This is a genomic window from Paraburkholderia sp. BCC1885, from assembly GCF_900996235.1.
In the GTDB taxonomy this organism is placed as follows: domain Bacteria; phylum Pseudomonadota; class Gammaproteobacteria; order Burkholderiales; family Burkholderiaceae; genus Paraburkholderia.
Genome location: NZ_CAAJGM010000166.1, coordinates 20234 through 44167, shown reverse-complemented (window position 1 = coordinate 44167; position 23934 = coordinate 20234). Strand labels below are relative to the sequence as shown.

The 23934-nt window shown below is 61.9% G+C and carries 23 protein-coding genes and 1 tRNA gene; 23 read left to right on the top strand and 1 reads right to left on the bottom strand.

Going from position 1 to position 23934, the window contains the following annotated elements:
- Positions 1 to 39: 39 nt before the first annotated feature.
- Entirely contained in the window at positions 40 to 609 is a 570-nt protein-coding gene (locus FQ755_RS15835; protein ID WP_260858617.1) for a hypothetical protein, read from the bottom strand.
- A gap of 172 nt (positions 610 to 781) precedes the next feature.
- On the opposite strand from FQ755_RS15835, the gene FQ755_RS15830 reads away from it, so the two are divergent.
- The 23 genes from FQ755_RS15830 (at position 782) to FQ755_RS15720 (ending at position 23877) form a co-directional block, all read left to right on the top strand.
- Positions 782 to 2086 (top strand): branched-chain amino acid ABC transporter substrate-binding protein, encoded by a 1305-nt coding sequence (locus FQ755_RS15830; RefSeq protein WP_144155796.1) that lies wholly within the window; start codon positions 782 to 784, stop codon positions 2084 to 2086.
- 133 nt (positions 2087 to 2219) lie between these two features.
- A complete protein-coding gene (gene rpsO / locus FQ755_RS15825; protein WP_074265315.1) occupies positions 2220 to 2492 on the top strand; it encodes a 30S ribosomal protein S15 in 273 nt (90 codons plus the stop codon).
- 318 nt (positions 2493 to 2810) lie between these two features.
- On the top strand, positions 2811 to 4958 hold the full coding sequence (gene pnp / locus FQ755_RS15820; RefSeq protein ID WP_186308542.1) for a polyribonucleotide nucleotidyltransferase: 2148 nt from the start codon (positions 2811 to 2813) through the stop codon (positions 4956 to 4958).
- Positions 4959 to 5084: 126 nt separating this feature from the next.
- A complete protein-coding gene (locus tag FQ755_RS15815) occupies positions 5085 to 6098 on the top strand; it encodes an NAD(P)H-quinone oxidoreductase (protein WP_144155794.1) in 1014 nt (337 codons plus the stop codon).
- Between the two features lie 217 nt (positions 6099 to 6315).
- Positions 6316 to 7089 (top strand): triose-phosphate isomerase, encoded by a 774-nt coding sequence (tpiA, locus tag FQ755_RS15810; RefSeq protein ID WP_144155792.1) that lies wholly within the window; start codon positions 6316 to 6318, stop codon positions 7087 to 7089.
- Between the two features lie 81 nt (positions 7090 to 7170).
- Entirely contained in the window at positions 7171 to 7548 is a 378-nt protein-coding gene (secG, locus tag FQ755_RS15805; RefSeq protein ID WP_144155791.1) for a preprotein translocase subunit SecG, read from the top strand.
- 111 nt (positions 7549 to 7659) lie between these two features.
- Positions 7660 to 7744: transfer RNA gene (locus FQ755_RS15800), tRNA-Leu, on the top strand.
- A gap of 158 nt (positions 7745 to 7902) precedes the next feature.
- Positions 7903 to 8262, top strand: coding sequence for an NADH-quinone oxidoreductase subunit A (locus FQ755_RS15795; RefSeq protein ID WP_074265311.1), 360 nt, complete (start codon positions 7903 to 7905; stop codon positions 8260 to 8262).
- A 63-nt stretch (positions 8263 to 8325) separates the two neighbouring features.
- The gene (locus FQ755_RS15790) at positions 8326 to 8805 is read left to right on the top strand and encodes a NuoB/complex I 20 kDa subunit family protein (RefSeq protein WP_006052903.1); all 480 of its coding nucleotides are present in this window, start codon (positions 8326 to 8328) and stop codon (positions 8803 to 8805) included.
- Between the two features lie 19 nt (positions 8806 to 8824).
- Positions 8825 to 9427 carry an NADH-quinone oxidoreductase subunit C gene (locus FQ755_RS15785; RefSeq protein WP_144155789.1) on the top strand — a complete coding sequence of 201 codons (603 nt, stop codon included), beginning with the start codon at positions 8825 to 8827 and terminating at the stop codon, positions 9425 to 9427.
- A gap of 9 nt (positions 9428 to 9436) precedes the next feature.
- Positions 9437 to 10690, top strand: a complete 1254-nt coding sequence (locus FQ755_RS15780) for an NADH-quinone oxidoreductase subunit D (RefSeq protein WP_144155787.1) — start codon at positions 9437 to 9439, stop codon at positions 10688 to 10690.
- Positions 10691 to 10824: 134 nt separating this feature from the next.
- The gene (gene nuoE, locus FQ755_RS15775) at positions 10825 to 11310 is read left to right on the top strand and encodes an NADH-quinone oxidoreductase subunit NuoE (protein ID WP_074301868.1); all 486 of its coding nucleotides are present in this window, start codon (positions 10825 to 10827) and stop codon (positions 11308 to 11310) included.
- Positions 11307 to 12635, top strand: coding sequence for an NADH-quinone oxidoreductase subunit NuoF (gene nuoF, locus FQ755_RS15770; protein ID WP_144155785.1), 1329 nt, complete (start codon positions 11307 to 11309; stop codon positions 12633 to 12635). The genes nuoE and nuoF overlap by 4 nt, the downstream gene beginning before the upstream one ends.
- A gap of 103 nt (positions 12636 to 12738) precedes the next feature.
- A complete protein-coding gene (nuoG, locus tag FQ755_RS15765) occupies positions 12739 to 15072 on the top strand; it encodes an NADH-quinone oxidoreductase subunit NuoG (protein ID WP_144155783.1) in 2334 nt (777 codons plus the stop codon).
- A complete protein-coding gene (gene nuoH / locus FQ755_RS15760; protein WP_144155781.1) occupies positions 15073 to 16131 on the top strand; it encodes an NADH-quinone oxidoreductase subunit NuoH in 1059 nt (352 codons plus the stop codon).
- 15 nt (positions 16132 to 16146) lie between these two features.
- Positions 16147 to 16635: an NADH-quinone oxidoreductase subunit NuoI gene (nuoI, locus tag FQ755_RS15755; protein ID WP_007588142.1), complete on the top strand. Its 489-nt coding sequence runs from the start codon at positions 16147 to 16149 to the stop codon at positions 16633 to 16635.
- Between the two features lie 169 nt (positions 16636 to 16804).
- On the top strand, positions 16805 to 17515 hold the full coding sequence (locus tag FQ755_RS15750; protein ID WP_144155779.1) for an NADH-quinone oxidoreductase subunit J: 711 nt from the start codon (positions 16805 to 16807) through the stop codon (positions 17513 to 17515).
- A 20-nt stretch (positions 17516 to 17535) separates the two neighbouring features.
- The gene (gene nuoK / locus FQ755_RS15745; RefSeq protein ID WP_013339863.1) at positions 17536 to 17841 is read left to right on the top strand and encodes an NADH-quinone oxidoreductase subunit NuoK; all 306 of its coding nucleotides are present in this window, start codon (positions 17536 to 17538) and stop codon (positions 17839 to 17841) included.
- 11 nt (positions 17842 to 17852) lie between these two features.
- A complete protein-coding gene (gene nuoL / locus FQ755_RS15740) occupies positions 17853 to 19934 on the top strand; it encodes an NADH-quinone oxidoreductase subunit L (protein WP_144155777.1) in 2082 nt (693 codons plus the stop codon).
- Positions 19935 to 19951: 17 nt separating this feature from the next.
- The gene (locus FQ755_RS15735) at positions 19952 to 21442 is read left to right on the top strand and encodes an NADH-quinone oxidoreductase subunit M (protein ID WP_144155775.1); all 1491 of its coding nucleotides are present in this window, start codon (positions 19952 to 19954) and stop codon (positions 21440 to 21442) included.
- 25 nt (positions 21443 to 21467) lie between these two features.
- Positions 21468 to 22949: an NADH-quinone oxidoreductase subunit NuoN gene (gene nuoN, locus FQ755_RS15730; RefSeq protein ID WP_144155773.1), complete on the top strand. Its 1482-nt coding sequence runs from the start codon at positions 21468 to 21470 to the stop codon at positions 22947 to 22949.
- Positions 22949 to 23245, top strand: coding sequence for a DUF2818 family protein (locus FQ755_RS15725; protein ID WP_144155771.1), 297 nt, complete (start codon positions 22949 to 22951; stop codon positions 23243 to 23245). Before nuoN ends, FQ755_RS15725 begins: the two co-directional genes overlap by 1 nt.
- 41 nt (positions 23246 to 23286) lie before the next feature.
- The gene (locus tag FQ755_RS15720) at positions 23287 to 23877 is read left to right on the top strand and encodes an NUDIX domain-containing protein (RefSeq protein WP_144155769.1); all 591 of its coding nucleotides are present in this window, start codon (positions 23287 to 23289) and stop codon (positions 23875 to 23877) included.
- The last annotated feature ends 57 nt before the right edge of the window (positions 23878 to 23934 follow it).

Here is a 23934-nt window from a genome sequence, read left to right as displayed (position 1 = left end):
GAGGGCCTTGTCACATCCGCGCCGACCTTCGCGCCACGTTTAGAAGAAGCTGCGGCGATCCGGATCGTGCAGCGGATCGGGTGATTTCTGCGTGGTTCTCAGCAGGCCCTGATCGTCGAAATAAAAGCTGTACATCATGTACCAGACGTTGTCTTCCAGATAGCGATAGGTCCAGACCTCGCGTTTCATCAGCGGGTAGTACGAGGTTTCCTCCGGCCGGCCGAAATTGACCAGCACGTCGCTCTTGGTCCACGTGCCGATTTGCGCCTTGTAGAACTCGTTGGGCTGCAGCACCTGGCGCACGTTGACGACCTTGCCGGTGCTGTCGAGATCGGCCGCGGTGGTGGTTTCGCCCATTGGCTGGGTGGGCCACATCAGACGCTTGCCGCCGTTGGGCAGATCGTAGACTTCGCGCGGCGGGCCGAGTTTGGCGACGATGGCGGAGCCGTCCTGGCCCTGCTGGAACTGCTGCCACGGCTGCGCGCAACCCGCGAGCAGAAGCGCGCCGAAGCCGGCGAGCGCGGCGCGCCGCAGATTGACGCGCCGCTGCGCCGAAGCTGCGCGCGAGGCAACCCGCTTGGCGAATACGGATGTGAGGCGGGTAAGCATGACTTCCTCCGATGGCATTTGATGGTGGTTTTTATCATCGAGACGCAATATTTTGACACGCGAAGCGGCAAAAGATTGTGCAACCACGCTTAACTTAACGCCGCGCGCGGCTTGCTTATTCCACGCCGCGCGCCCTATGATCCGCGCTTCGGACGATTCAGAGGAGCTGCACATGGCGGCGAAGTGGGGGCGCGTCGTGGCAGCGGCGCTGGCGACGGTGGCGATGACGGCGGCGTGTGCCGCGTCCGCGGCCGGCGAGGCAGTGGCGCCGTCGAGCGCGGCGCCGGCCGGCAAAGCGGTTCAACTGGCGTTGATCGAAGGCATGTCGGGTCCGTTCGCCAATGCCGGCGCGGCAGTGGAGCGCAATCTGCGGCTTGGTGTCGAAACCGTTAATGCACACGGCGGCGTGAAGCTGGCCGACGGCGCGCATCCTCTGCAACTCGTCGTGCTGGACAGCAAGGGCAGCCCGGAAGAGGCGCTGTTGCAGCTGCGCGCGGCCGCGGACCGGCATATCGGCTACGTCCTGCAGGGCAATAGCTCGGCGGTGGCGGCGGCGCTGCTTGGCGCAATCGACAGGCAGAATGCCCGCGAGCCCGACAACCGCGAACTGTTCCTCAACTATTCCGCCGACGATCCCGCGTTGACCAATGCGGCCTGCAGCTTCTGGCACTTTCGCTTCGATGCGCACGTCGGCATGCGCATGGACGCGCTGGCTGACGTGATCGAGCGCGATCCGTCGGTGAAGAAGGTGTATCTGCTGAATCAGGACTACAGCTTCGGTCACGATGTCAGCGCGCTGGCACGCTCGACGCTGTCAGCGAAACGGCCGGATATCGCGATTGTCGGCGACGAGTTTCATCCGATTGGCCGCGTGAAGGATTTCGCACCCTATATCGCCAAGATTCGCGCGAGCGGCGCGGACGCTGTCGTGACGGGCAATTGGGGCAACGACCTGACGCTGCTGGTCAAGGCCGCGCGCGAGCAGGGTCTCGACACCAGGTTCTATACGTTCTACGGCAACAGCCTCGGCGCGCCGGCCGCGCTCGGCGACGCCGGTGTGAAGCGCGTGATCGCGGTGGCCGACTGGCATCCGAACGTCGGCGGCGCGGCCTCGGACGCCTGGTACAAGGCGTTTCGCGCCCGCTACCCGGCCGCCCAGGACGATTACCCGGTGCTGCGCATGGAGCTGATGATCGAAATGCTCGCCGCCGCCATGAACCGGGCCGGCAGCGCCGACCCGGAGGCGGTGGCGAAGCAGCTGGAGGGCATGAAGTTCGACAACGGCTTCCATCCTGCGTGGATGCGCGCCGCGGACCACCAGATGATCCAGCCCCTTTACGTGATGGAGATGGACCACGCCGGCACGCCCGGCGTGCGCTTCGACAACGAAGGCTCGGGGTACGGTTTTCGCACGGTGCTGGCGCTGCCGCCCGAGCAGACCGTGCAGCCGGGCACCTGCCACATGCCCCGGCCGTGACGTTGCCTCGTATTCCGGGCCGCACAAGCGGCTTCGCGGGCTCTGCAGCCTGTGCTACAATACGCCCCTCGTTGTAACCCACGGCACGGCCTTTCTTCCGTGACCGCCTGTTTAGTTCTCAAGGAAAATCGAAATGACCGCAGTTGAAACAAGCAAGAAGTCCGAAGTCGTTGCGCAATTCGCACGCGCTGCTAACGACACCGGCTCCCCCGAAGTTCAGGTCGCTCTGCTGACCACCCGTATCAACGAACTGACCGTTCACTTCAAGGCCCACACGAAGGATCACCACAGCCGCCGCGGTCTGCTGCGCATGGTGAGCCGCCGTCGTAAGCTGCTCGACTACCTGAAGGGTAAGGACGCGGACCGTTACCGCGCACTGATCGAGAAGCTGGGTCTGCGTAAGTAATTGGGCGCGCAGTAGGGCGCTCTCAGCAAGATGCCTGTGTCAGTTTCACTGATGCAGGCATTTTGTTTTTGCACGGTGCGCTTCATGTGAGGTGCGCCGGTGGTTGACCGCGGTAGCGTGACGGTTCATGCGGCGGCCAACCCTCAACACAGCCGGGCTTCAGGGCAGAGCTTTGTGTCATTCCAGCGGTTCGCGCGTACTTAACGTAAGGCGTGGTTCTCTGGAATGGCATAAATAACACTCCTCTTCTCCTGTCGCGCTGGTCCTTGCGTTGCCGCGCCGCTTTTGGGCCGCGCGGCATAACGATGGAGTGAAAAAATGACTATGTTCAATAAAATCGTCAAAGAATTTAAGTGGGGCCAACATAACGTTCGCCTCGAAACGGGCGAAATCGCCCGTCAGGCAAGCGGCGCTGTGATCGTCGACGTCGAAGACACCGTTGTGCTGGCCACCGTGGTCGGCGCCAAGACCGCCAAGCCGGGCCAGGACTTCTTCCCGCTGACCGTCGATTACCTCGAAAAGACCTACGCCGCAGGCAAGATCCCCGGCGGCTTTTTCCGCCGCGAAGGCCGTCCGTCGGAAGGCGAAACGCTGATTTCGCGCCTGATCGACCGTCCGCTGCGTCCGCTGTTCCCGGAAGGCTTCTACAACGAAGTGCAGGTCGTGATCCACGTCCTGTCGCTGAATCCGGAAATCCCGGCTGACATCCCCGCGCTGATCGGCGCGTCGGCGGCACTCGCCGTGTCGGGCCTGCCGTTCAACGGCCCGGTGGGCGCTGCACGCGTCGCCTACATCAACAACGAATACGTGTTGAACCCGACGCGTCCGCAAATGAAGGAATCGGCGCTCGACCTGATCGTCGCCGGTACGGAACGCGCGGTGCTGATGGTGGAATCGGAAGCGCAGCAACTGAGCGAAGAAGTGATGCTCGGCGCCGTGGTGTTCGGTCATGAGCAAATGCAGATCGCGATCGACGCGATTCATGAGCTGGTCCGTGAAGGCGGCAAGCCGGAATGGGATTGGCAGCCGGCCGCGAAGAACGAGCCGCTGATCGCTCGCGTGACGGAACTGGCGCAAGCCGACCTGCTCGCCGCGTACCAGATCCGCGACAAGCAGGCGCGTTCGGGCAAGCTGAAGGAAGTCTACGCAGCCACCCAGGCGAAGCTGGAAGAAGAAGCTTCGGCAGCCGGCACGGTTGCCGCAGACAAGGCGAGCGTCGGCAACGTCCTGTTCGACATCGAGGCGAAGATCGTCCGTACCCAGATTCTCGACGGCGAACCGCGTATTGACGGCCGCGACACGCGCACCGTGCGTCCCATCGAGATCCGTACCGGCGTGCTGCCGCGTACCCACGGCTCGGCACTGTTCACGCGCGGCGAAACGCAGGCGCTGGTGGTGGCCACGCTCGGCACCAAAGGCGACGAGCAGAACATCGACGCGCTCGAAGGCGAGTACCGCGAACGCTTCATGCTCCACTACAACATGCCTCCGTTCGCGACTGGCGAAACGGGCCGCGTCGGTTCGCCGAAGCGCCGTGAAATCGGTCACGGCCGCCTCGCCAAGCGCGCGCTGGCTGCCTGCCTGCCGAGCGCCGACGAATTCGGCTACTCGATTCGCGTGGTGTCGGAAATCACCGAATCGAACGGTTCGTCGTCGATGGCTTCGGTGTGCGGCGGTTGCCTCGCACTGATGGACGCCGGCGTGCCGATGAAGGCGCACGTCGCCGGCATCGCCATGGGCCTGATCCTCGAAGGCAACAAATTTGCTGTGCTGACCGACATCCTCGGCGACGAAGATCACCTCGGCGACATGGACTTCAAGGTGGCGGGTACCGAAAACGGCGTGACCGCGCTGCAGATGGATATCAAGATCCAGGGCATCACCAAGGAAATCATGCAGGTCGCCCTCGCGCAAGCGAAGGAAGGCCGTCTGCACATCCTCGGCAAGATGACTTCGGCTGTGTCCGGCGCGAACACGCAACTGTCGGAATTCGCACCGCGCATGATCACCATCAAGATCAATCCGGAAAAGATTCGCGACGTGATCGGCAAGGGTGGTTCGGTGATCCGCGCGCTGACGGAAGAAACCGGTACGACAATCGATATTTCGGACGACGGCATCGTCACCATCGCCAGCACCAGCAGCGAAGGCATGGCCGAAGCGAAGAAGCGGATCGAGAACATCACGCTGGAAGTCGAAGTGGGCCAGGTCTACGAAGGCACCGTGCTCAAGCTGCTCGATTTCGGCGCGATCGTGAATATCCTGCCGGGCAAGGATGGTCTGCTGCACATTTCCGAGATCGCCAACGAGCGCATCAAGGACATCAACGACTATCTGAAGGACGGCCAGCAGGTGAAGGTCAAGGTCATCCAGACGGACGAGAAGGGTCGCGTGCGTCTGTCGGCCAAGGCGTTGCTGAACGACACCGCGTCGGGCGCGCCGCAAAGCGAACCGACTCCGCAGTAATGCAGTAAGGTAGTGAGCGGCCGGCAGCGTAAATGCGCGCCGGCCGTTTTTCTTGCAGGGTGGATCGCATTGCGAACGGGCTCCGGCCGCGTCGGCAATCCAATCCAAACCTTGGAGGTAACGCAGATGAAAGCGATCGAAATTACCGAATTCGGTGCGCCGGACGTCTTGAAGCTCGCGGAGCGGCCCACGCCGCAGCCGAAAGCGGGTGAAGTGCTGATCAAGGTGGCGGCCTCGGGCGTGAATCGTCCGGACGTGTTCCAGCGCAAGGGCGGCTACGCGCCGCCGCCGGGCGCGTCGGATCTGCCGGGGCTGGAGGTGGCGGGCGAGATCGTCGGCGGGACAATCGACGGGAAGCACAATCCGTTCGGGCTGAAAACCGGCGATCGCGTGTGCGCGTTGCTGGCGGGCGGCGGTTACGCGGAGTACGTGGCCGCGCCGCTCGCGCAATGTCTGCCGGTGCCGAAAGGGTGGTCGGATATCGAGGCGGCTTCGTTGCCGGAGACCTTCTTCACGGTCTGGAGCAATGTGTTCGAACGCGCCCATCTCGGCGCGGGCGAGGGCGGTCCAAACGAAACCTTGCTGGTGCAGGGCGGCTCGAGCGGGATTGGCGTGACGGCGATCCAGATTGCTCACGCGCTCGGCTTTCGCGTGTTCGCCACGGCGGGCTCGGACGACAAGTGCCGCGCCTGCGAGCAACTCGGCGCCGAGCGGGCGATCAACTATAAAACTGAGGATTTCGTCGAAGTCCTCAAGTCGCTGACGAACGATCGCGGTGTCGACGTCATCCTCGACATGGTGGCCGGCAGTTACGTGCCGCGCGAGTTGGCCGCGCTGGCCGACGGCGGGCGGCTGGTGCTGATCGCGACGCTGGGTGGCGCGAAGGCCGAGCTGAATTTGCCCGAGATCATGCGTCGCCGTCTGACGATCACCGGTTCGACGCTGCGGCCGCGGCCCGTCGAATTCAAGGCGAAGATTGCCGCGCAACTGAAAGACAGGGTGTGGCCCCACCTCGAGGATGGCCGGATCAAACCGGTGATCTACAAGGTGTTCCCGGCCGCGCAGGCCGCCGAGGCGCATGCGTTGATGGAAAGCAGCACGCACGTCGGCAAGATCATGCTGGACTGGGCCGGTGTGTAGTGGGGCGCTGCGGGGAGCGCCTCGCGGGCATCCTTCATGTGTCTGGGCGCGCGCTGACAGTACAGGTTTGACCCGATCCGCCTCATCACAGTAAAATTGCGTGTTTTGCGTGCGTCGCATGATTCTGAAAGGCGGACAGTAAGGTTGCAATGAGGCTGCAAATTTCCGGCGCAAACCGGATCCGCCACCACAGCAAGACGAACGACTAGACGAAACGATGTCGAAACAACGAGCCAAGCTGGTAGTCGGTAACTGGAAGATGCACGGGCGTCTGGCCGAGAACGCGGTTCTGCTCGAAGCCGTCGCGCAAGGTGCCGGCGCGTTGCCGGAGAGCGTGCGGGTTGGCGTCTGCGTGCCGTTTCCGTATCTGGCGCAGGCGCAGGCCCTGCTGCAAGGCAGCCGCGTCACGTGGGGTGCCCAGGACGTCTCGGCGCTCACCGAGGGCGCTTACACCGGCGAAGTGGCGGCGCCCATGGTGGCGGACTTCGGTTCGTCGCTGGCGATCGTCGGGCACTCGGAGCGCCGGGCGTATCACCGCGAAAGCGCGGAACTGGTGGCCGTGAAGGCGCAGCGTGTGCTCGAAGCAGGTTTGACGCCCATCGTCTGCCTCGGTGAAACAGCCGAAGAGCGCGATGCGGGTAAGACCGAGCAGGTGGTCGGTGAGCAGCTGGATACGGTGCTCGCGAAGTTGTCGTCCGGGGAGGCGGCGCGGCTGGTAGTCGCTTACGAGCCCGTGTGGGCGATCGGCAGCGGCCAGAGCGCCACGGCGCAACAGGCGCAGGATGTTCATGCGTTTCTGCGCGCGCGTCTCGTCGCGAAGGGCGCGGGCGAAGTACCACTTTTGTATGGCGGTAGCGTGAAGCCGGACAATGCGGAAGAGTTGTTCCGCCAGCCGGATATCGACGGTGGCCTGATTGGCGGCGCGTCGTTGCATGACCAGGATTTCCTGGCAATCTGCGGTGCGGCCGGCGCGGTAAGCGTCACGCAGTAAGCGGATTGCCCGGGTGAGGAAGACCCATTGCGTGCGGTGCGCCTTGTGCCGCACGATTAAATAAAGACTCAGGTGAGTGTGATGCTGGTTTTGAAAACATTGATTATCGTCATTCAGTTGTTGTCGGCGCTTGGGGTCATTGGCCTCGTGTTGCTGCAGCACGGCAAGGGCGCGGATATGGGCGCTGCTTTTGGTAGCGGCGCATCGGGCAGCCTGTTCGGCGCGACCGGTTCGGCGAACTTTTTGTCGCGTAGCACCGCGGTGCTCGCAGCTATCTTTTTTGTCACCACGTTGACCCTCACGTACCTCGGCTCGTATCACGCGAAGCCTTCTGCTGGCTTGCTCGGCGCGGTTCCGGCAGCGCCGCTCGTGGCCTCGTCGGCAGCGGCGCCGGCGGGTGCATCGGGCGCGGTTCCGGCCGTCGCTGCATCGACGCCGGGCCAGGATGTGCCGAAATAATTTTCGGCAAAAGTGGTCGTGGTGCGTTGAACAAACTGTTTAAACCAGTTACAATTCAAGTCTTGAAGCGATTCGCGGGTTTTACAAGTTGATTTCCCGGATTGCAGTAGTGCCGACGTGGTGAAATTGGTAGACACGCTATCTTGAGGGGGTAGTGGCGAAAGCTGTGCGAGTTCGAGTCTCGCCGTCGGCACCAATGTTATCTAAATGCCAGCCGCTTGCTTCGCTTCGGCTGGCATTTTCGCTTCTGGCTGGTGTTTGCGTTAAAGTTGCAGCGTCAAGCGCGCCGAAGTGATTTCGTGCCGGGTGATCGTATCCCTGGCGGCACTCAGAACCAACCGATTGAGGACAGTCTTGAACCTCGCAGCCTATTACCCCGTCTTGTTGTTCCTCCTGGTGGGCACTGGTTTAGGCGTAGCACTGGTCAGTATTGGCAAGATCCTCGGTCCGAACAGGCCCGATACCGAGAAGAACGCACCGTACGAGTGCGGCTTCGAAGCATTCGAAGATGCGCGCATGAAATTCGATGTGCGCTACTATCTCGTCGCCATTCTCTTCATCATTTTCGATCTTGAAACCGCGTTCCTGTTCCCGTGGGGCGTTGCCCTGCGCGACATCGGCTGGCCCGGCTTCATGGCAATGATGATTTTCCTGCTCGAGTTCCTGCTGGGCTTCGCCTACATCTGGAAGAAGGGCGGGCTGGACTGGGAATGATGGATTAATCGCCGGTTTGCGTGGGTGGCGAGTGCTTGCCGCCCCGTCTGGAGTGGAAAGCAAATGAGTATCGAAGGGGTCTTGAAGGAAGGGTTTGTCACCACCACGGCTGACAAGCTGATCAACTGGACGCGTACCGGCTCCTTGTGGCCGATGACGTTCGGTCTCGCGTGTTGCGCGGTCGAGATGATGCATGCGGGCGCTGCCCGTTATGACCTCGACCGTTTCGGCGTGGTGTTTCGTCCCAGTCCGCGTCAGTCGGACGTGATGATCGTCGCCGGCACGCTGTGCAACAAGATGGCGCCCGCCCTGCGCAAGGTCTACGACCAGATGGCCGAACCGCGCTGGGTGATCTCGATGGGTTCGTGCGCGAACGGCGGCGGCTACTATCACTATTCGTATTCAGTGGTACGTGGTTGCGATCGGATCGTGCCGGTCGATGTCTATGTGCCGGGCTGCCCGCCGACCGCAGAAGCACTGGTCTACGGCGTGATCCAGCTACAGGCCAAGATCCGCCGCACCAACACTATCGCCCGTCAATAAGGCAAAGCCCCCCCACAATATGGCAAGCAAACTCGAGACCCTGAAAGCGAACCTCGAGGCGGCCTTTGGCGGCCGCCTGCTGAGCGTCACCGAAGCAATCGGTGAGCTCACTATCGTCGTGAGTGCAAGAGAATATCAAGATATTGCGACGCGGCTCCGCGACGATTTGTCGCTGGGCTTCGAGCAACTGGTCGACCTGTGCGGCGTCGACTACCAGACCTACGGCGAAGGCGCCTACGACGGTCCGCGTTTTGCCGCCGTCCTGCATTTGCTGTCGGTCAGGAACAACTGGCGTCTGCGTGTGCGCGTGTTCGCGCAAGACGACGATGTGCCGCTGATTCCGTCGATCGTCGACGTCTGGAACTCGGCCAACTGGTACGAGCGCGAAGCCTTCGACCTGTACGGCATCGTCTTCGAAGGCCACCCCGACCTGCGCCGTATCCTGACCGACTATGGTTTCATCGGTCACCCGTTCCGCAAGGATTTCCCGATCTCCGGCTACGTCGAAATGCGTTACGACCCGGAAGAGAAGCGCGTCGTCTATCAGCCTGTGACGATCGAGCCGCGCGAAATCACGCCGCGCGTGATCCGCGAGGATCGCTATGGCGGTCTGAAACACTAAGGGAACGCCATGGCAGAGATCAAAAACTACACGCTCAATTTCGGCCCGCAACACCCGGCCGCGCACGGTGTGCTGCGCCTCGTGCTCGAACTCGACGGCGAAGTGATCCAGCGCGCCGACCCGCATATCGGCCTGCTGCACCGCGCCACTGAAAAGCTCGCGGAAACCAAGACGTTCATCCAGTCCGTGCCGTACATGGACCGCCTCGACTACGTGTCGATGATGGTCAACGAGCACGGCTACGTGATGGCCATCGAAAAACTGCTTGGCATCGACGTGCCGGTGCGCGCCAAATACATCCGCGTGCTGTTCGACGAAATCACGCGCGTGCTGAACCACCTGATGTGGATCGGCTCGCACGCGCTCGACGTCGGCGCCATGGCGGTGTTTCTGTATGCGTTCCGCGAACGCGAAGACCTGATGGACGTGTACGAAGCGGTGTCCGGCGCCCGGATGCACGCGGCTTACTACCGTCCGGGCGGTGTGTACCGTGATTTGCCGGAAGCCATGCCGCAGTACAAGGCATCGAAGATTCGCAACGCCAAGGCGCTGTCGAGGATGAACGAGACCCGCCAGGGTTCGTTGCTCGACTTCATCGACGACTTCTTCACGCGCTTCCCGCATTGCGTAGACGAATACGAAACGCTCCTTACCGACAACCGGATCTGGAAGCAGCGTCTGGTCGGCATTGGCGTGGTGAGTCCGGAGCGCGCGCTGCAACTGGGCATGACCGGCGCGATGCTGCGCGGCTCTGGCATCGAGTGGGACCTGCGCAAGAAGCAGCCGTATGAAGTCTATGACAAGCTGGACTTCGACATTCCGGTCGGCGTGAACGGCGATTGTTACGACCGGTACCTGGTACGCGTCGAAGAAATGCGTCAATCCACTCGAATCGCGAAACAGTGCATTGAATGGTTGCGCAAGAATCCTGGCCCCGTAATGATCGACAATCACAAGATTGCGCCGCCGTCGCGCGTCGGCATGAAGTCGAACATGGAAGAGCTGATTCACCATTTCAAGCTCTTCACGGAAGGCTTCCACGTGCCGGAAGGCGAGGCATACGCGGCAGTCGAACACCCGAAGGGCGAGTTCGGCATCTATCTGATCTCGGACGGCGCGAACAAGCCGTATCGCCTGAAGATTCGGGCGCCGGGTTATGCGCATCTGTCCGCGCTCGACGAAATGGCGCGCGGGCACATGATCGCCGACGCCGTGACGATTATCGGCACACAGGACATCGTGTTCGGCGAAATCGATCGTTAAGAGCGGTTTTCATCGTGGCGTGCGCGTTGCAGCCGTAGCATGCGCGCGTCAAGCAAAGGAACGCCGGGTCTGTCGCAACATGCAACGCGCGACAGGTTTTCGTTCGGTAGGAATTGAAAGAGTCGTGTCTGAAAATGATCTCAGCTGAAGGCCTGAAAGAAATCGATCGCGCGATCGCGAAGTATCCCGCCGGTCAACAACAGTCCGCCGTCATGGCGGCGTTGGCCGTGGCTCAGGAAGAGCATGGCTGGCTGTCGCCCGAACTGATGCAGTTCGTGGCGGACTATCTCGGCATGCCCGCCGTCGCCGTGCAGGAGGTGGCAACCTTCTACACGATGTACGAGACGTCGCCGGTCGGCAAGCACAAGATCACGCTCTGTACGAACCTGCCATGCCAGCTGGGTCCGGACGGCGGCTCGGAAAGCGCGGCCGAATACCTGAAGCAGAAGCTCGGCATCGACTTCGGCGAAACCACCGCGGACGGCAAATTCACCCTGAAAGAAGGTGAATGCATGGGCTCGTGCGGCGATGCGCCGGTGATGCTGGTGAACAACCATCGCATGTGCAGCTTCATGAGCCGCGCGAAGATCGACCAGCTTCTCGAGGAGCTCTCGAAATGACGTCTCTCCACGATCGTCACATCAAACCGCTGATTCTCGCCGGCCTGAACGGCGACAACTGGCATCTCGAAGACTACGTGGCGCGCGGCGGTTACGCCCAGCTGCGCCGTATCCTCGAAGAGAAAATTCCGCCCGAGCAGGTAATTGCGGACGTCAAGGCGTCGGGTTTGCGCGGTCGTGGCGGTGCGGGCTTTCCGACCGGTCTGAAGTGGAGCTTCATGCCGCGTCAGTTCCCTGGGCAGAAGTACCTCGTCTGCAATTCGGACGAAGGCGAGCCGGGCACGTTCAAGGACCGCGACATCCTGCGCTATAACCCGCATGCGCTGATCGAAGGCATGGCCATCGGCGCCTACGCGATGGGCATCACGGTGGGCTACAACTACATCCACGGTGAAATTTTCGCCGAGTACCGCCGCTTCGAAGAGGCGCTGGAAGAGGCGCGCCGCGCCGGTTTCCTCGGCGACAACATCATGGGCTCGGGCTTCTCGTTCCAGCTTCATGCGCACCACGGTTACGGCGCCTATATCTGCGGCGAAGAAACCGCGCTGCTCGAATCGCTGGAAGGCAAGAAGGGCCAGCCGCGCTTCAAGCCGCCGTTTCCGGCGAGCTTCGGCGTGTATGGCAAGCCGACCACCATCAACAACACCGAGACGTTCGCGGCCGTGCCGTTCCTGCTGACGGTCGGCCCGCAGAATTACCTTGAAATCGGCAAGCCGAACAACGGCGGCACCAAGATTTTCTCGGTGTCGGGCGACGTCGAACGGCCGGGCAATTACGAAGTGCCGCTCGGCACGCCGTTCGCCACCTTGCTGGAGCTCGCCGGCGGCATGCGCGGCGGCAAGAAGATCAAGGCGGTGATTCCTGGCGGCTCGTCTGCGCCGGTGATCCCGGGCGAGATGATGATGCACACGGACATGGACTACGACTCGATCGCCAAGGCGGGGTCGATGCTCGGTTCGGGCGCGGTCATCGTGATGGACGAAACGCGCTGCATGGTCCGTTCGCTGCTGCGTCTGTCGTACTTCTATTACGAAGAGTCCTGCGGCCAGTGCACGCCATGCCGCGAAGGGACGGGCTGGCTGTATCGCGTGGTTCATCGGATCGAGCACGGCCTCGGCCGCCAGGAAGATCTGGATCTGCTGAACTCGGTGGCCGGCAATATCATGGGCCGCACGATTTGCGCGCTCGGCGACGCCGCGGCCATGCCGGTGCGCGGCATGCTCAAGCATTACTGGGACGAGTTCGCATATCACGTCGAGCACAAGCACTGCCTCGTGGGCGGTCATGCCGGCGCAGCAACGGCTTCCGAAACGGTGGCGGCTTAAAAGCGGCCGCGTCACCAGAAGCATCAACCGCGGGGTTCTTCGCCGTGTGGCGAATGAACGGGCGAACGATTGAGCGGTAACAGGTTAAGGAAGATTGACCATCATGGTTGAACTTGAAATAGACGGCAAGACAGTAGAGGTACCGGAAGGCAGCATGGTGATCCAGGCTGCGCATAAGGTCGACACGTACATTCCTCACTTCTGCTATCACAAGAAGCTGTCGATTGCGGCCAACTGCCGGATGTGTCTGGTCGACGTCGAAAAGATGCCGAAGGCCGTCCCCGCATGCGCCACGCCGGTGTCGGCGGGCATGATCGTGCGCACGAAGTCCGACAAGGCCGTGCAGGGTCAGCAAGCCGTGATGGAATTCCTGCTGATCAACCACCCGCTCGATTGTCCGATCTGCGACCAGGGCGGCGAATGCCAGTTGCAGGATCTGGCGGTGGGCTACGGCAAGTCGGCCTCGCGCTATAGCGAAGAAAAGCGCGTGGTGTTCCACAAGAACGTCGGCCCGCTGATCTCGATGGAAGAAATGACGCGTTGCATTCACTGCACGCGTTGCGTCCGCTTCGGCCAGGAAATCGCCGGCGTCATGGAACTCGGCATGCTGGGCCGCGGCGAGCATTCGGAAATTACCTCGTTCGTCGGCAAGACGGTCGACTCCGAACTGTCCGGCAACATGATCGATCTGTGCCCGGTCGGCGCGCTGACCAGCAAGCCGTTCCGTTATAGCGCCCGCACGTGGGAACTGTCGCGCCGCAAGTCGGTGAGCCCGCACGATTCGGTCGGCGCGAACCTCGTGGTGCAGGTCAAGAACAACCGCGTGATGCGCGTGCTGCCGTTCGAGAACGAAGCCATCAACGAATGCTGGATCTCGGACAAAGACCGCTTCTCATACGAAGGCCTGAACAGCCCGGAACGTCTTACGCAGCCCATGCTCAAGCAGGGCGGCCAGTGGATCGAAACCGACTGGCAAACCGCGCTCGACTATGTCGTCAAGGGTCTGAAGGGCATCAAGGACGACCACGGCGCCGACGCGCTGGGCGCGCTCGGCAGCGCCCACAGCACGGTTGAAGAATTGTTCCTGCTGAAGCAACTGGCGCAAGCGGTCGGCACGCCTAACGTCGACTTCCGTCTGCGTCAGGCCGATTTCTCGGCGCCGCTCAACGGTGCGCCGTGGCTCGGCAGCAAGGTCGCCGATCTGTCGAACGTCGACGCGGCATTCATCATCGGCTCGGATCTGCGCCGCGATCACCCGCTGCTGGCCGCGCGTCTGCGCCAGGCTGCCAAGGGCGGCGCGCAACTGACGCTGCTGCAGGCTACCGCCGACGACGCCTTGATCCCGCAAGCTGAACGTGTGGTCGCGGCACCCTCCGCATGGCTGGCTGAGCTGGCCGGAATCGCCGGCGCGGTCTCCGAAGCTCGCGGTACGGCCTTGCCCGAAGCCTTTGCCGGCGCGCAACCGAATGACGCGCACAAGCAGGCCGCTGCGTCGCTCGTAGCCGGTGAGTTGCGCCTCGTGCTGCTCGGCAACGCCGCCGTGCGTCACCCTGACTTTGCCCGGATTCACGCCGCGGCCCAATGGATCGCGGACGCCACCGGCGCCACGCTCGGCTTCCTCACGGAAGCAGCGAATACGGTGGGCGCGCATCTCGTCGGCGCGCTGCCGGGCGAGGGCGGTCTGAACGCGCGCGAAGTGTTCGAACAGCCGCGCAAGGGTTATGTGCTGCTCAACGTCGAACCGGAGTTCGACACGGCCAATCCGGCGCAGGCGCTGGCCGCCTTGAAGCAGGCTGAAATGGTGGTGGTGCTGTCGCCGTTCCAGACCGGCGCCGAATACGCCGACGTCCTGCTGCCGATCGCGCCGTTCACGGAAACGGCCGGCACTTTCGTCAGCGCGGAAGGCACCGTGCAGAGCTTTAACGGCGTGGTGCGTCCGCTCGGCGATACGCGCCCGGCATGGAAGGTGTTGCGTGTGCTGGGCAGCCTGCTCGGTCTGCCCGGTTTCGAATTCGATACCTCGGAAGAAGTGCGCACGGCGGCGCTCGGCGACGGCGACCTGAGCGCGCGTCTGTCGAACCAGACCGGCGCCGCCGTGGCGCGCGGTACGGCGCCGAAGGCCGCTGACGGCGCCTTCGAGCGGCTCGCCAATGTGCCGATCTACCACGCCGACCCGCTGGTGCGTCGCGCGGAATCGCTGCATCTGACGGCGGCCGCCCGCGCCGCGAACACCGTCGGCCTGCCGGCTGCGCTGTTCGACAAGCTGGGTCTGAAAGACGGCGACGCGGTGCGCGTGCGCCAGGGTGAGCACTCGGTCCAGTTGCCGGCCGTGCGCGATGCAAATCTTGCGGAGACAGTCGTCCGCGTATCGGCGGCCACGCCTGCCGGTGCAGCGCTGGGCAGCCTGTTCGGTGAACTGCTGGTGGAGAAGGCGTAAATGTTCGAATCGATCAACTCGGGCGGCACTCAACTTCTCGGTGCGGCATGGCCCACGGTGTGGGCACTGGTGCGCATCCTGGTGGTGGCCGTCGTCATCCTGCTGTGCGTGGCTTACCTGATCCTCTGGGAACGTAAGCTGATCGGCTGGATGCACGTGCGTCTCGGTCCGAACCGGGTCGGCCCGGCAGGTTTGCTGCAGCCGATCGCCGACGTGCTGAAGCTATTGCTGAAAGAAGTGATTCAGCCCACCCAGGCGAGCCGCTGGACTTACCTGATCGCGCCGATCATGGTGGTGGTGCCGGCCTTCGCGGTGTGGGCGGTGATTCCGTTCCAGGCGGGCGCGGTGCTCGGCGACATCAACGCAGGCCTGCTGTACGCCATGGCGATTTCGTCGATCGGCGTATACGGCGTGATTCTGGCCGGCTGGGCCTCGAATTCGAAGTACGCCTTCCTCGGCTCCATGCGCGCCGCGGCGCAGATGGTGTCGTACGAAATTTCGATGGGCTTCGCGCTCGTCGTCGTGCTGATGACGGCGGGCACGCTGAATCTGTCGGACATCGTCGGTTCGCAGGAGCGCGGTTTCTTCGCCGCCCACGGTCTGAACTTTCTGTCGTGGAACTGGCTGCCGCTCTTGCCGATGTTCGTCGTGTACTTCATCTCGGGCATCGCCGAAACCAACCGTCACCCGTTCGACGTGGTGGAAGGCGAATCGGAAATCGTCGCGGGCCACATGATCGATTACTCGGGGATGGCGTTCGCGCTGTTCTTCCTCGCCGAGTACATCAACATGATCGTGATTTCGGCACTGGCATCTACGCTGTTCCTCGGCGGCTGGAGTGCGCCGTTCGGCTTCCTGTCGTTCATTCCGGGCATTTTCTGGCTGGTGCTGAAAGTGTTCCTGTTGCTGTCGGTATTCATCTGGGCGCGTGCCACATTCCCGCGCTACCGCTATGACCAGATCATGCGTCTGGGCTGGAAAGTGTTCATTCCGGTCTGCGTGGTGTGGCTGGTGGTGGTCGGCTTCTGGATCATGTCGCCGTGGAATATCTGGAAATAAAGGGCGGATGAACCTATGACCGCAATTCAAAACTTCTTCAAGACCTTCTTCCTCACGGAACTGCTCAAGGGTCTCGCGCTGACCGGACGTTATACGTTCCAGCGCAAGATCACCGTCCAGTTCCCGGAAGAGAAGACGCCGATCTCGCCGCGCTTTCGCGGGCTGCACGCGCTGCGCCGCTATGAAAACGGCGAAGAGCGCTGCATCGCCTGCAAGCTGTGCGAAGCCGTGTGCCCGGCGCTCGCCATTACGATCGAATCGGAAACGCGCGCGGACAACACACGCCGCACGACGCGCTACGACATCGACCTGACCAAGTGCATCTTCTGCGGTTTCTGCGAAGAAAGCTGCCCGGTCGATTCGATCGTCGAGACCCACATCCTCGAATATCACGGCGAAAAGCGCGGCGACCTGTACTTCACGAAGGACATGTTGCTGGCGGTGGGCGATCGCTATGAAACGGAAATCGCTGCAAATAAGGCAGCGGATGCGCCTTATCGGTGAGATGCGCGTTCCAGCGCGCATCGAACCACGCGTCGAAACGATTTTGTTTGACGTATCACGTTGTACCGGCCTGCAGTCAGGCCGTAGGCTGCTGCTTCACACGCTGTAGCGTGGCGCGTGTGCGCCAAAGAACAATGCCTGACGATGGCCTAACGATGAACCGGTAATCATGGAATTCACGACCGTACTGTTCTACATCTTCGCTCTGCTGCTGGTGGTATCAGGGCTGAAGGTGATCACCTCCCGCAATCCGGTGGCGTCCGCGCTGTTCCTGGTGCTCGCGTTCTTCAACGCGGCCGCCATCTGGATGCTGCTGCAGGCCGAGTTCCTCGCGATCCTGCTGGTGCTCGTCTACGTGGGCGCGGTGATGGTGCTGTTCCTGTTCGTGGTGATGATGCTGGATATCAACCTCGACGTGCTGCGCCGCGACTTCAAACGCTTCGTGCCGATGGCGACGGTGGTGGGAGCGATCATCGTGATCGAAACCGCGCTGATCCTGTGGCACGGCTTCGGCGCCACGGTCACGCCGCTGCGCGACACCACGGTGGCCGCCGGCAGCGCCATGGCGGGCTGGTCGAATACGCGCCTGATCGGTAAAGTGATCTACACGGATTACATCTTCGCGTTCGAAGTGGCGGGGCTGGTGCTGCTGGTGGCGATCATCGCCGCCATCGCGCTGACCACGCGCCACGCCAAAGACAGCAAGCGCCAGAACGTGAGCGATCAGGTCAAGGTGCGCGCCCAGGACCGGGTGCGCGTTGTGAAGATGCCTTCGGAAAAGACCGCGGCTACGATCGCGGCGGAAGAAGCAGCAGCGGCTGCGCAAGCAGCGGCCGCCGCCGCCGCTGCTGCAGATCCGGCCACTGCTAAAAATAGCTGAGAGGAGACAGGAGAGAAATTATGTTGACCCTTGCTCATTACCTTGTACTCGGCGCGATCCTGTTTGCGATCAGCGTTGTGGGCATTTTCCTGAACCGCCGCAACGTCATCATTATCCTGATGGCAATCGAACTGATGCTGCTGGCGGTAAACACCAATTTCGTCGCGTTTTCGCACTACCTGGGCGACGTTCATGGCCAGATCTTCGTCTTCTTCGTGCTGACGGTTGCAGCGGCGGAAGCGGCCATCGGGCTGGCGATTCTGGTGACCCTGTTCCGTAGTCTCGACACGATCAACGTCGAGGATCTCGATCAGCTCAAAGGTTAATGGGGCAACACATGTCTACGACTCTCAACGAAAACCTGTTGCTGGCGGTTCCGCTCGCACCGCTGGCCGGCTCCCTGATTGCCGGGCTGTTCGGCAAGGCGGTAGGGCGCGCGGGCGCACACACGGTCACGATCCTCGGCGTCGCGATTTCCTTCATCCTGTCGGCCATCGTCTTCTTCGACGTGATGAACGGCGCGAGCTTCAACGCGACGGTCTACGAATGGATGTCGGTCGGCAAGCTGAAGTTCGAAGTCGGCTTCCTCGTCGACTCGCTCACGGCGCTGATGATGTGCGTGGTGACCTTCGTATCGCTGATGGTGCACATCTACACGATCGGCTACATGGCCGACGACGACGGCTACCAGCGCTTCTTCTCGTACATCGCGCTGTTCACGTTCTCCATGCTGATGCTCGTCATGAGCAACAACCTGCTGCAGCTGTTTTTCGGCTGGGAAGCGGTGGGCCTGGTGTCGTACCTGCTGATCGGCTTCTACTTCACCCGAGAAAGCGCGATCTACGCCAACATGAAGGCGTTCATCGTGAACCGCGTGGGCGACTTCGGTTTCCTGCTCGGTATCGGCCTGCTGCTGGCGTTCGGCGGCTCGCTGAACTACGGCGACATCTTCGCGAAGAGCCATGAACTCGCGTCGCTGACCTTCCCCGGCACGAGCTGGGGTCTGCTGACGGTGGCGTGTATCTGCCTCTTCATCGGCGCGATGGGTAAGTCGGCGCAATTCCCGCTGCACGTCTGGCTGCCCGATTCGATGGAAGGCCCGACGCCGATCTCCGCGCTGATCCACGCGGCAACCATGGTGACGGCCGGTATTTTCATGGTCACGCGCATGTCGCCGCTGTTCGAACTGTCGGATACGGCGCTGTCGTTCGTCACGGTCATCGGCGCTATTACCGCGCTGTTCATGGGCTTCCTCGGAATCGTCCAGAACGACATCAAGCGAGTGGTGGCTTACTCCACGCTCTCGCAACTCGGTTACATGACGGTGGCGCTCGGCGTGTCGGCTTATCCGGTCGCCATGTTCCACCTGATGACGCACGCGTTCTTCAAGGCGCTGCTGTTCCTCGGCGCCGGTTCCGTGATCATGGGCATGCACCACGATCAGGACATGCGCAACATGGGCGGCCTGCGCAAATACATGCCGATCACGTGGATCACCTCGCTGATCGGTTCGCTGGCGCTGATCGGCACGCCATTCTTCTCGGGCTTCTACTCGAAGGACTCGATCATCGACGCGGTAAAGCTGTCGCATCTGCCGGGTTCGGGTTTCGCATACTTCGCGGTGGTGGCGAGCGTGTTCGTCACGGCGCTGTACTCGTTCCGTATGTACTTCCTCGTGTTCCACGGTGAAGAGCGCTTCCGTAAGCCGAAGCATCCGGAATCGCCGATGGGCATCGAAGCCGCCGCACACGCCGCGCATGGTCACGACGACCATGGTCACGGTCACGACGCGCATGGCCATGACGATCACGGCCACGCGCACGAGCCGCATGAAAGCCCGTGGGTGGTGTGGGTGCCGCTGGTGCTGCTGGCGATTCCTTCGGTCATCATCGGCGCGATTGCGGTCGGACCGCTGCTGTTCGGCGATTACTTCGCTCACGGCGTGGTGTTCGACAAGGTGATCTACATCGGCGCGAACCATCCGGCCGTGTCGGAACTGGCCGAAGAATTCCAGGGTTGGGCGCTGATGGGCCTGCACTCAGTATCGGGCATTCCGGTCTGGCTGGCGCTGGCGGGTGTCGTGGTGTCGTGGTTCCTGTACCTGAAGCGTCCGGATCTGCCGCCGGTGGTGCGCCGCGCGTTTGGCCCGATCTACACGCTGCTGGATAACAAGTACTACCTCGACAAGATCAACGAGGTGGTGTTCGCCCGCGGTGCGGTGGCTATCGGCCGTGGTCTGTGGAAGGAAGGCGACGTGGTGGTCATCGACGGTATCGTCAACGGCAGCGCGCGCTTCATCGGCTGGTTCGCCGGGGTGATCCGTTTCCTCCAGTCCGGCTATATCTATCACTACGCGTTTGCCATGATTATTGGCATGCTGGGGCTCCTGACCCTGTTTGTAACGCTCGGCGGCAAATAAGGCGAGGGACACCATTCATGCACACGTATCCGATTTTAAGTATCGCGATCTGGTTGCCGATTCTGTTCGGCCTCCTGGTCCTTGCTATCGGTTCTGACAAAAATCCTGGTCCGGCTCGCTGGCTGGCGCTGGTGGGTTCGGTCCTCAGCTTCATCGTGACGATTCCGCTGTTCACCAGCTTCGATTCGAGCACGGCCGATCTGCAGTTCGTCGAAAAGGCGACCTGGATCGAGCGTTTCAACATCACGTATCACCTCGGTGTCGACGGCATTTCCATGTGGTTCGTGGTGCTGACCGCGCTGATCACCGTGATTGTCGTGATTGCCGGCTGGCAGGTCATCACGAAGAACGTGGCGCAGTACTTCGCCTCGTTCCTGATCCTGTCCGGCATCATGGTGGGCGTTTTCAGCGCCGCGGACGGGATGCTGTTCTACGTGTTCTTCGAAGCCACCCTGATCCCGATGTACATCATCATTGGCGTGTGGGGCGGCCCGAACCGTGTGTATGCGGCGTTCAAGTTCTTCCTGTACACGCTGATGGGCTCGCTGCTGATGCTGGTCGCGCTGCTCTATCTGTACACGCAGACGGGCACTTTCGACCTGGCCACGTGGCAGACCACGAAGATCGCCATGACGCCGCAGATCCTGCTCTTCATAGCCTTCTTCCTCGCCTTTGCGGTGAAGGTGCCGATGTGGCCGGTCCACACCTGGTTGCCTGACGCTCACGTCGAGGCGCCCACCGGCGGCTCGGTGGTGCTGGCGGCGATCATGCTGAAGCTCGGCGCGTATGGTTTCCTGCGCTTCTCGCTGCCGGTCACGCCGGACGCGAGCCACTTCCTCGCGCCCGTCGTCATCACGCTGTCGCTGATCGCGGTTATCTACATTGGTCTGGTTGCGATGGTGCAGGCGGACATGAAGAAGCTGGTCGCGTATTCGTCGATCGCGCACATGGGCTTTGTGACGCTCGGCTTCTTCATCTTCAACCAGCTTGGCGCGGAAGGCGCGATCGTGCAGATGATCTCGCACGGTTTCGTCTCGGGCGCGATGTTCCTGTGCATCGGCGTGCTGTATGACCGTTTGCACTCGCGCCAGATCGCCGATTACGGCGGTGTCGTCAACGTAATGCCGAAATTCGCGGCGCTGGTCATGCTGTTTTCGATGGCCAACTGCGGCTTGCCGGGTACCTCCGGTTTTGTCGGCGAATTCATGGTGATTCTGGCTGCGGTCCAGTACAACTTCTGGATTGCGGGCGGGGCCGCGGTCACGCTGATTCTCGGCGCGGCCTACACGCTGTGGATGTATAAGCGCGTGTACTTTGGCGCAGTAGCAAACGACCACGTGAAGAAACTGCTCGATATCAACAATCGCGAGTTCTTCATGTTGATCGTGCTGGCTGCCTTGACCTTGTTCATGGGCCTGTATCCGAAGCCCTTTACCGATGTGATGCACGTATCCGTGGAAAACCTCCTCTCCCACGTTGCGCAGTCAAAACTGCCGTTGCCTCAGTAACGCAGAGCGGAGGAATTAAAAGATCATGCAAAACGCACCTATGACTGCTCTCGCGCCCGACGCCCTGTTGATGCTCGCCGTTGTCGTCGCGTGGCTCAACGACACGTTCTTCGGCGAGGCCGGTCGACGCACCACGTACCTGATCGCGCTGCTTTCGACGCTGGTTGCCGGCATCTGGTTCGCCGCCAATGCGTTCGACCCGCAGGCGCATTACTTCTTCGGACACATGTACGTGGTCGACGCCTTCGGCAGCATGATGAAGGCGGTGGTGTCGCTCGGTTATGCCGTGTCGATCGTCTACTCGCGCAAGTATCTGGAAGACCGCGACCTGTTCCGCGGCGACTTCTTCCTGCTCGGCATGTTCTCGCTGCTCGGCCAGCTGGTGATGATTTCCGGCAACAACTTCCTGACGCTGTACCTCGGTCTGGAACTGATGTCGCTGTCGCTGTACGCCGTGATCGCGCTGCGCCGCGAAGTGCCGCAGTCGAACGAAGCGGCCATGAAGTATTACGTGCTGGGCGCGCTGGCGTCGGGTTTCCTGCTGTACGGCATTTCGATGCTGTACGGCGCAACCGGCTCGTTGGACCTGAACGAAGTGTTCAAGGCCGTGGCGTCGGGCCGCATCAATGATGTCGTGCTGCTGTTCGGCGTGATCTTCATCGTGGCGGGCGTGGCGTTCAAGATGGGCGCGGTGCCGTTCCATATGTGGGTGCCTGACGTGTACCAGGGCGCGCCGACCGCCATGACGCTGCTTACCGGCGGCGGCCCGAAGGTTGCGGCTTTCGCGTGGGGCCTGCGCTTCCTCGTGATCGGCCTGCTGCCGCTGGCGGTCGACTGGCAGGAAATGCTGGTGATCTTCGCGGCGCTGTCGCTGATCGTCGGCAACATCACCGGTATCGTGCAGCGTAACGTCAAGCGGATGCTGGCTTACTCGGCGATCTCGAACATGGGCTTCGTGCTGCTCGGTCTGGTCGCCGGCGTGGTGGACGGCAAGACGAGCATGGCGGCAAGCGCCTACGGCTCGGCCATGTTCTACAGCATCGTCTATCTCATCACCACACTGGGTACGTTCGGCATCGTCATGCTGCTGGCTCGCCGCGATTTCGAAGCGGAGACGCTCGACGACTTCAAGGGCCTGAATCAACGCAGCCCGGTGTTCGCGTTCGTCATGATGATCATGATGTTCTCGCTCGCGGGCGTGCCGCCGGCAGTCGGTTTCTACGCCAAGCTGGCCGTGCTGCAGGCAACCATGAATTCGGGTCTCACGTGGCTGGCCGTGCTGGCGGTGATCACCTCGCTGTTCGGCGCGTTCTACTACCTGCGTATCGTCAAGCTGATGTACTTCGACGAGCCGCTCGACAGCAATCCGATCAAGGCCGACGTGTGCAACCGCGCGCTGCTGACCATCAACGGCGTGGCCGTGCTGGTGCTCGGTCTGGTGCCGGGACACCTGCTGAGTGCTTGCCTGCAGGCAATCACCCATACGCTCAACACGCTCGCGCTCTGATGTCTGCTGCTGGCTGGTTTATCGTGTTGTTGGCGCTGGCGGGCGCCAACCTGCCGTTCGTGAATCAACGCCTCTTCGCCGTCGCGCCGCTCAAGCCGGTGAAGAAGAGCGCCTGGCTGCGAATCGCCGAGTTGATCGTGCTGTATTTCGTGGTCGGCGCATTGGGTTTTATGCTCGAGGCTCGGGCGGGTAACCGCTTCGAGCAGGGCTGGCAGTTCTATGCGATCACTTTCAGTCTGTTTCTGGTGTTCGCGTTTCCCGGTTTCACCTTCCAGTATCTCTTCAAACGGCGCTGACGGTTCCAGCCGTCGCGCCCCACGCTGTCTTGAGGTTGCACATGGCTGAACTTCCCGATCATGACGCCGCGCTTACCGAGACCTGTCTCGAGAGCAAAACGATCCACCAAGGCCCGTTCCTCACGCTCAAATGCGACACCGTGCGCCTGCCGGACGGCAAGAGCGCGACGCGCGAGTACGTCAAGCATCCGGGCGCCGTGATGGTGATCCCGCTGTTCGACGACGGCCGCGTGCTGCTGGAATGCCAGTACCGCTATCCGATCGGCAAGGTGATGTACGAATATCCGGCCGGCAAGCTCGATGCGAACGAAGACCCGCTCGTTTGCGCCAAGCGCGAACTGCACGAAGAGACCGGCTACACGGCGCGCGAGTACGTCTACCTGACGCGGATCCATCCGATCATTTCATACTCCACCGAATTCATCGACATCTACCTCGCGCGCGGCCTGACCGCCGGCGAGCGCAAGCTCGACGAAGGCGAGTTTCTCGAACTGTTCACCGCGACCGTTCCCGAGGTGTCGGAGTGGGTGCGCACCGGCAAGATCAGCGACGTGAAGACGATCATCGGCACGTTCTGGCTGGAGAAGGTGTTGTCCGGCGCGTGGCCGAGTCCCGAGCCCGAGCCGAACTGATCTCTTTTTCGCGCCAGGCCGGAAACGACCGCGACGGCAGCCCATCTTCGGCTGCCG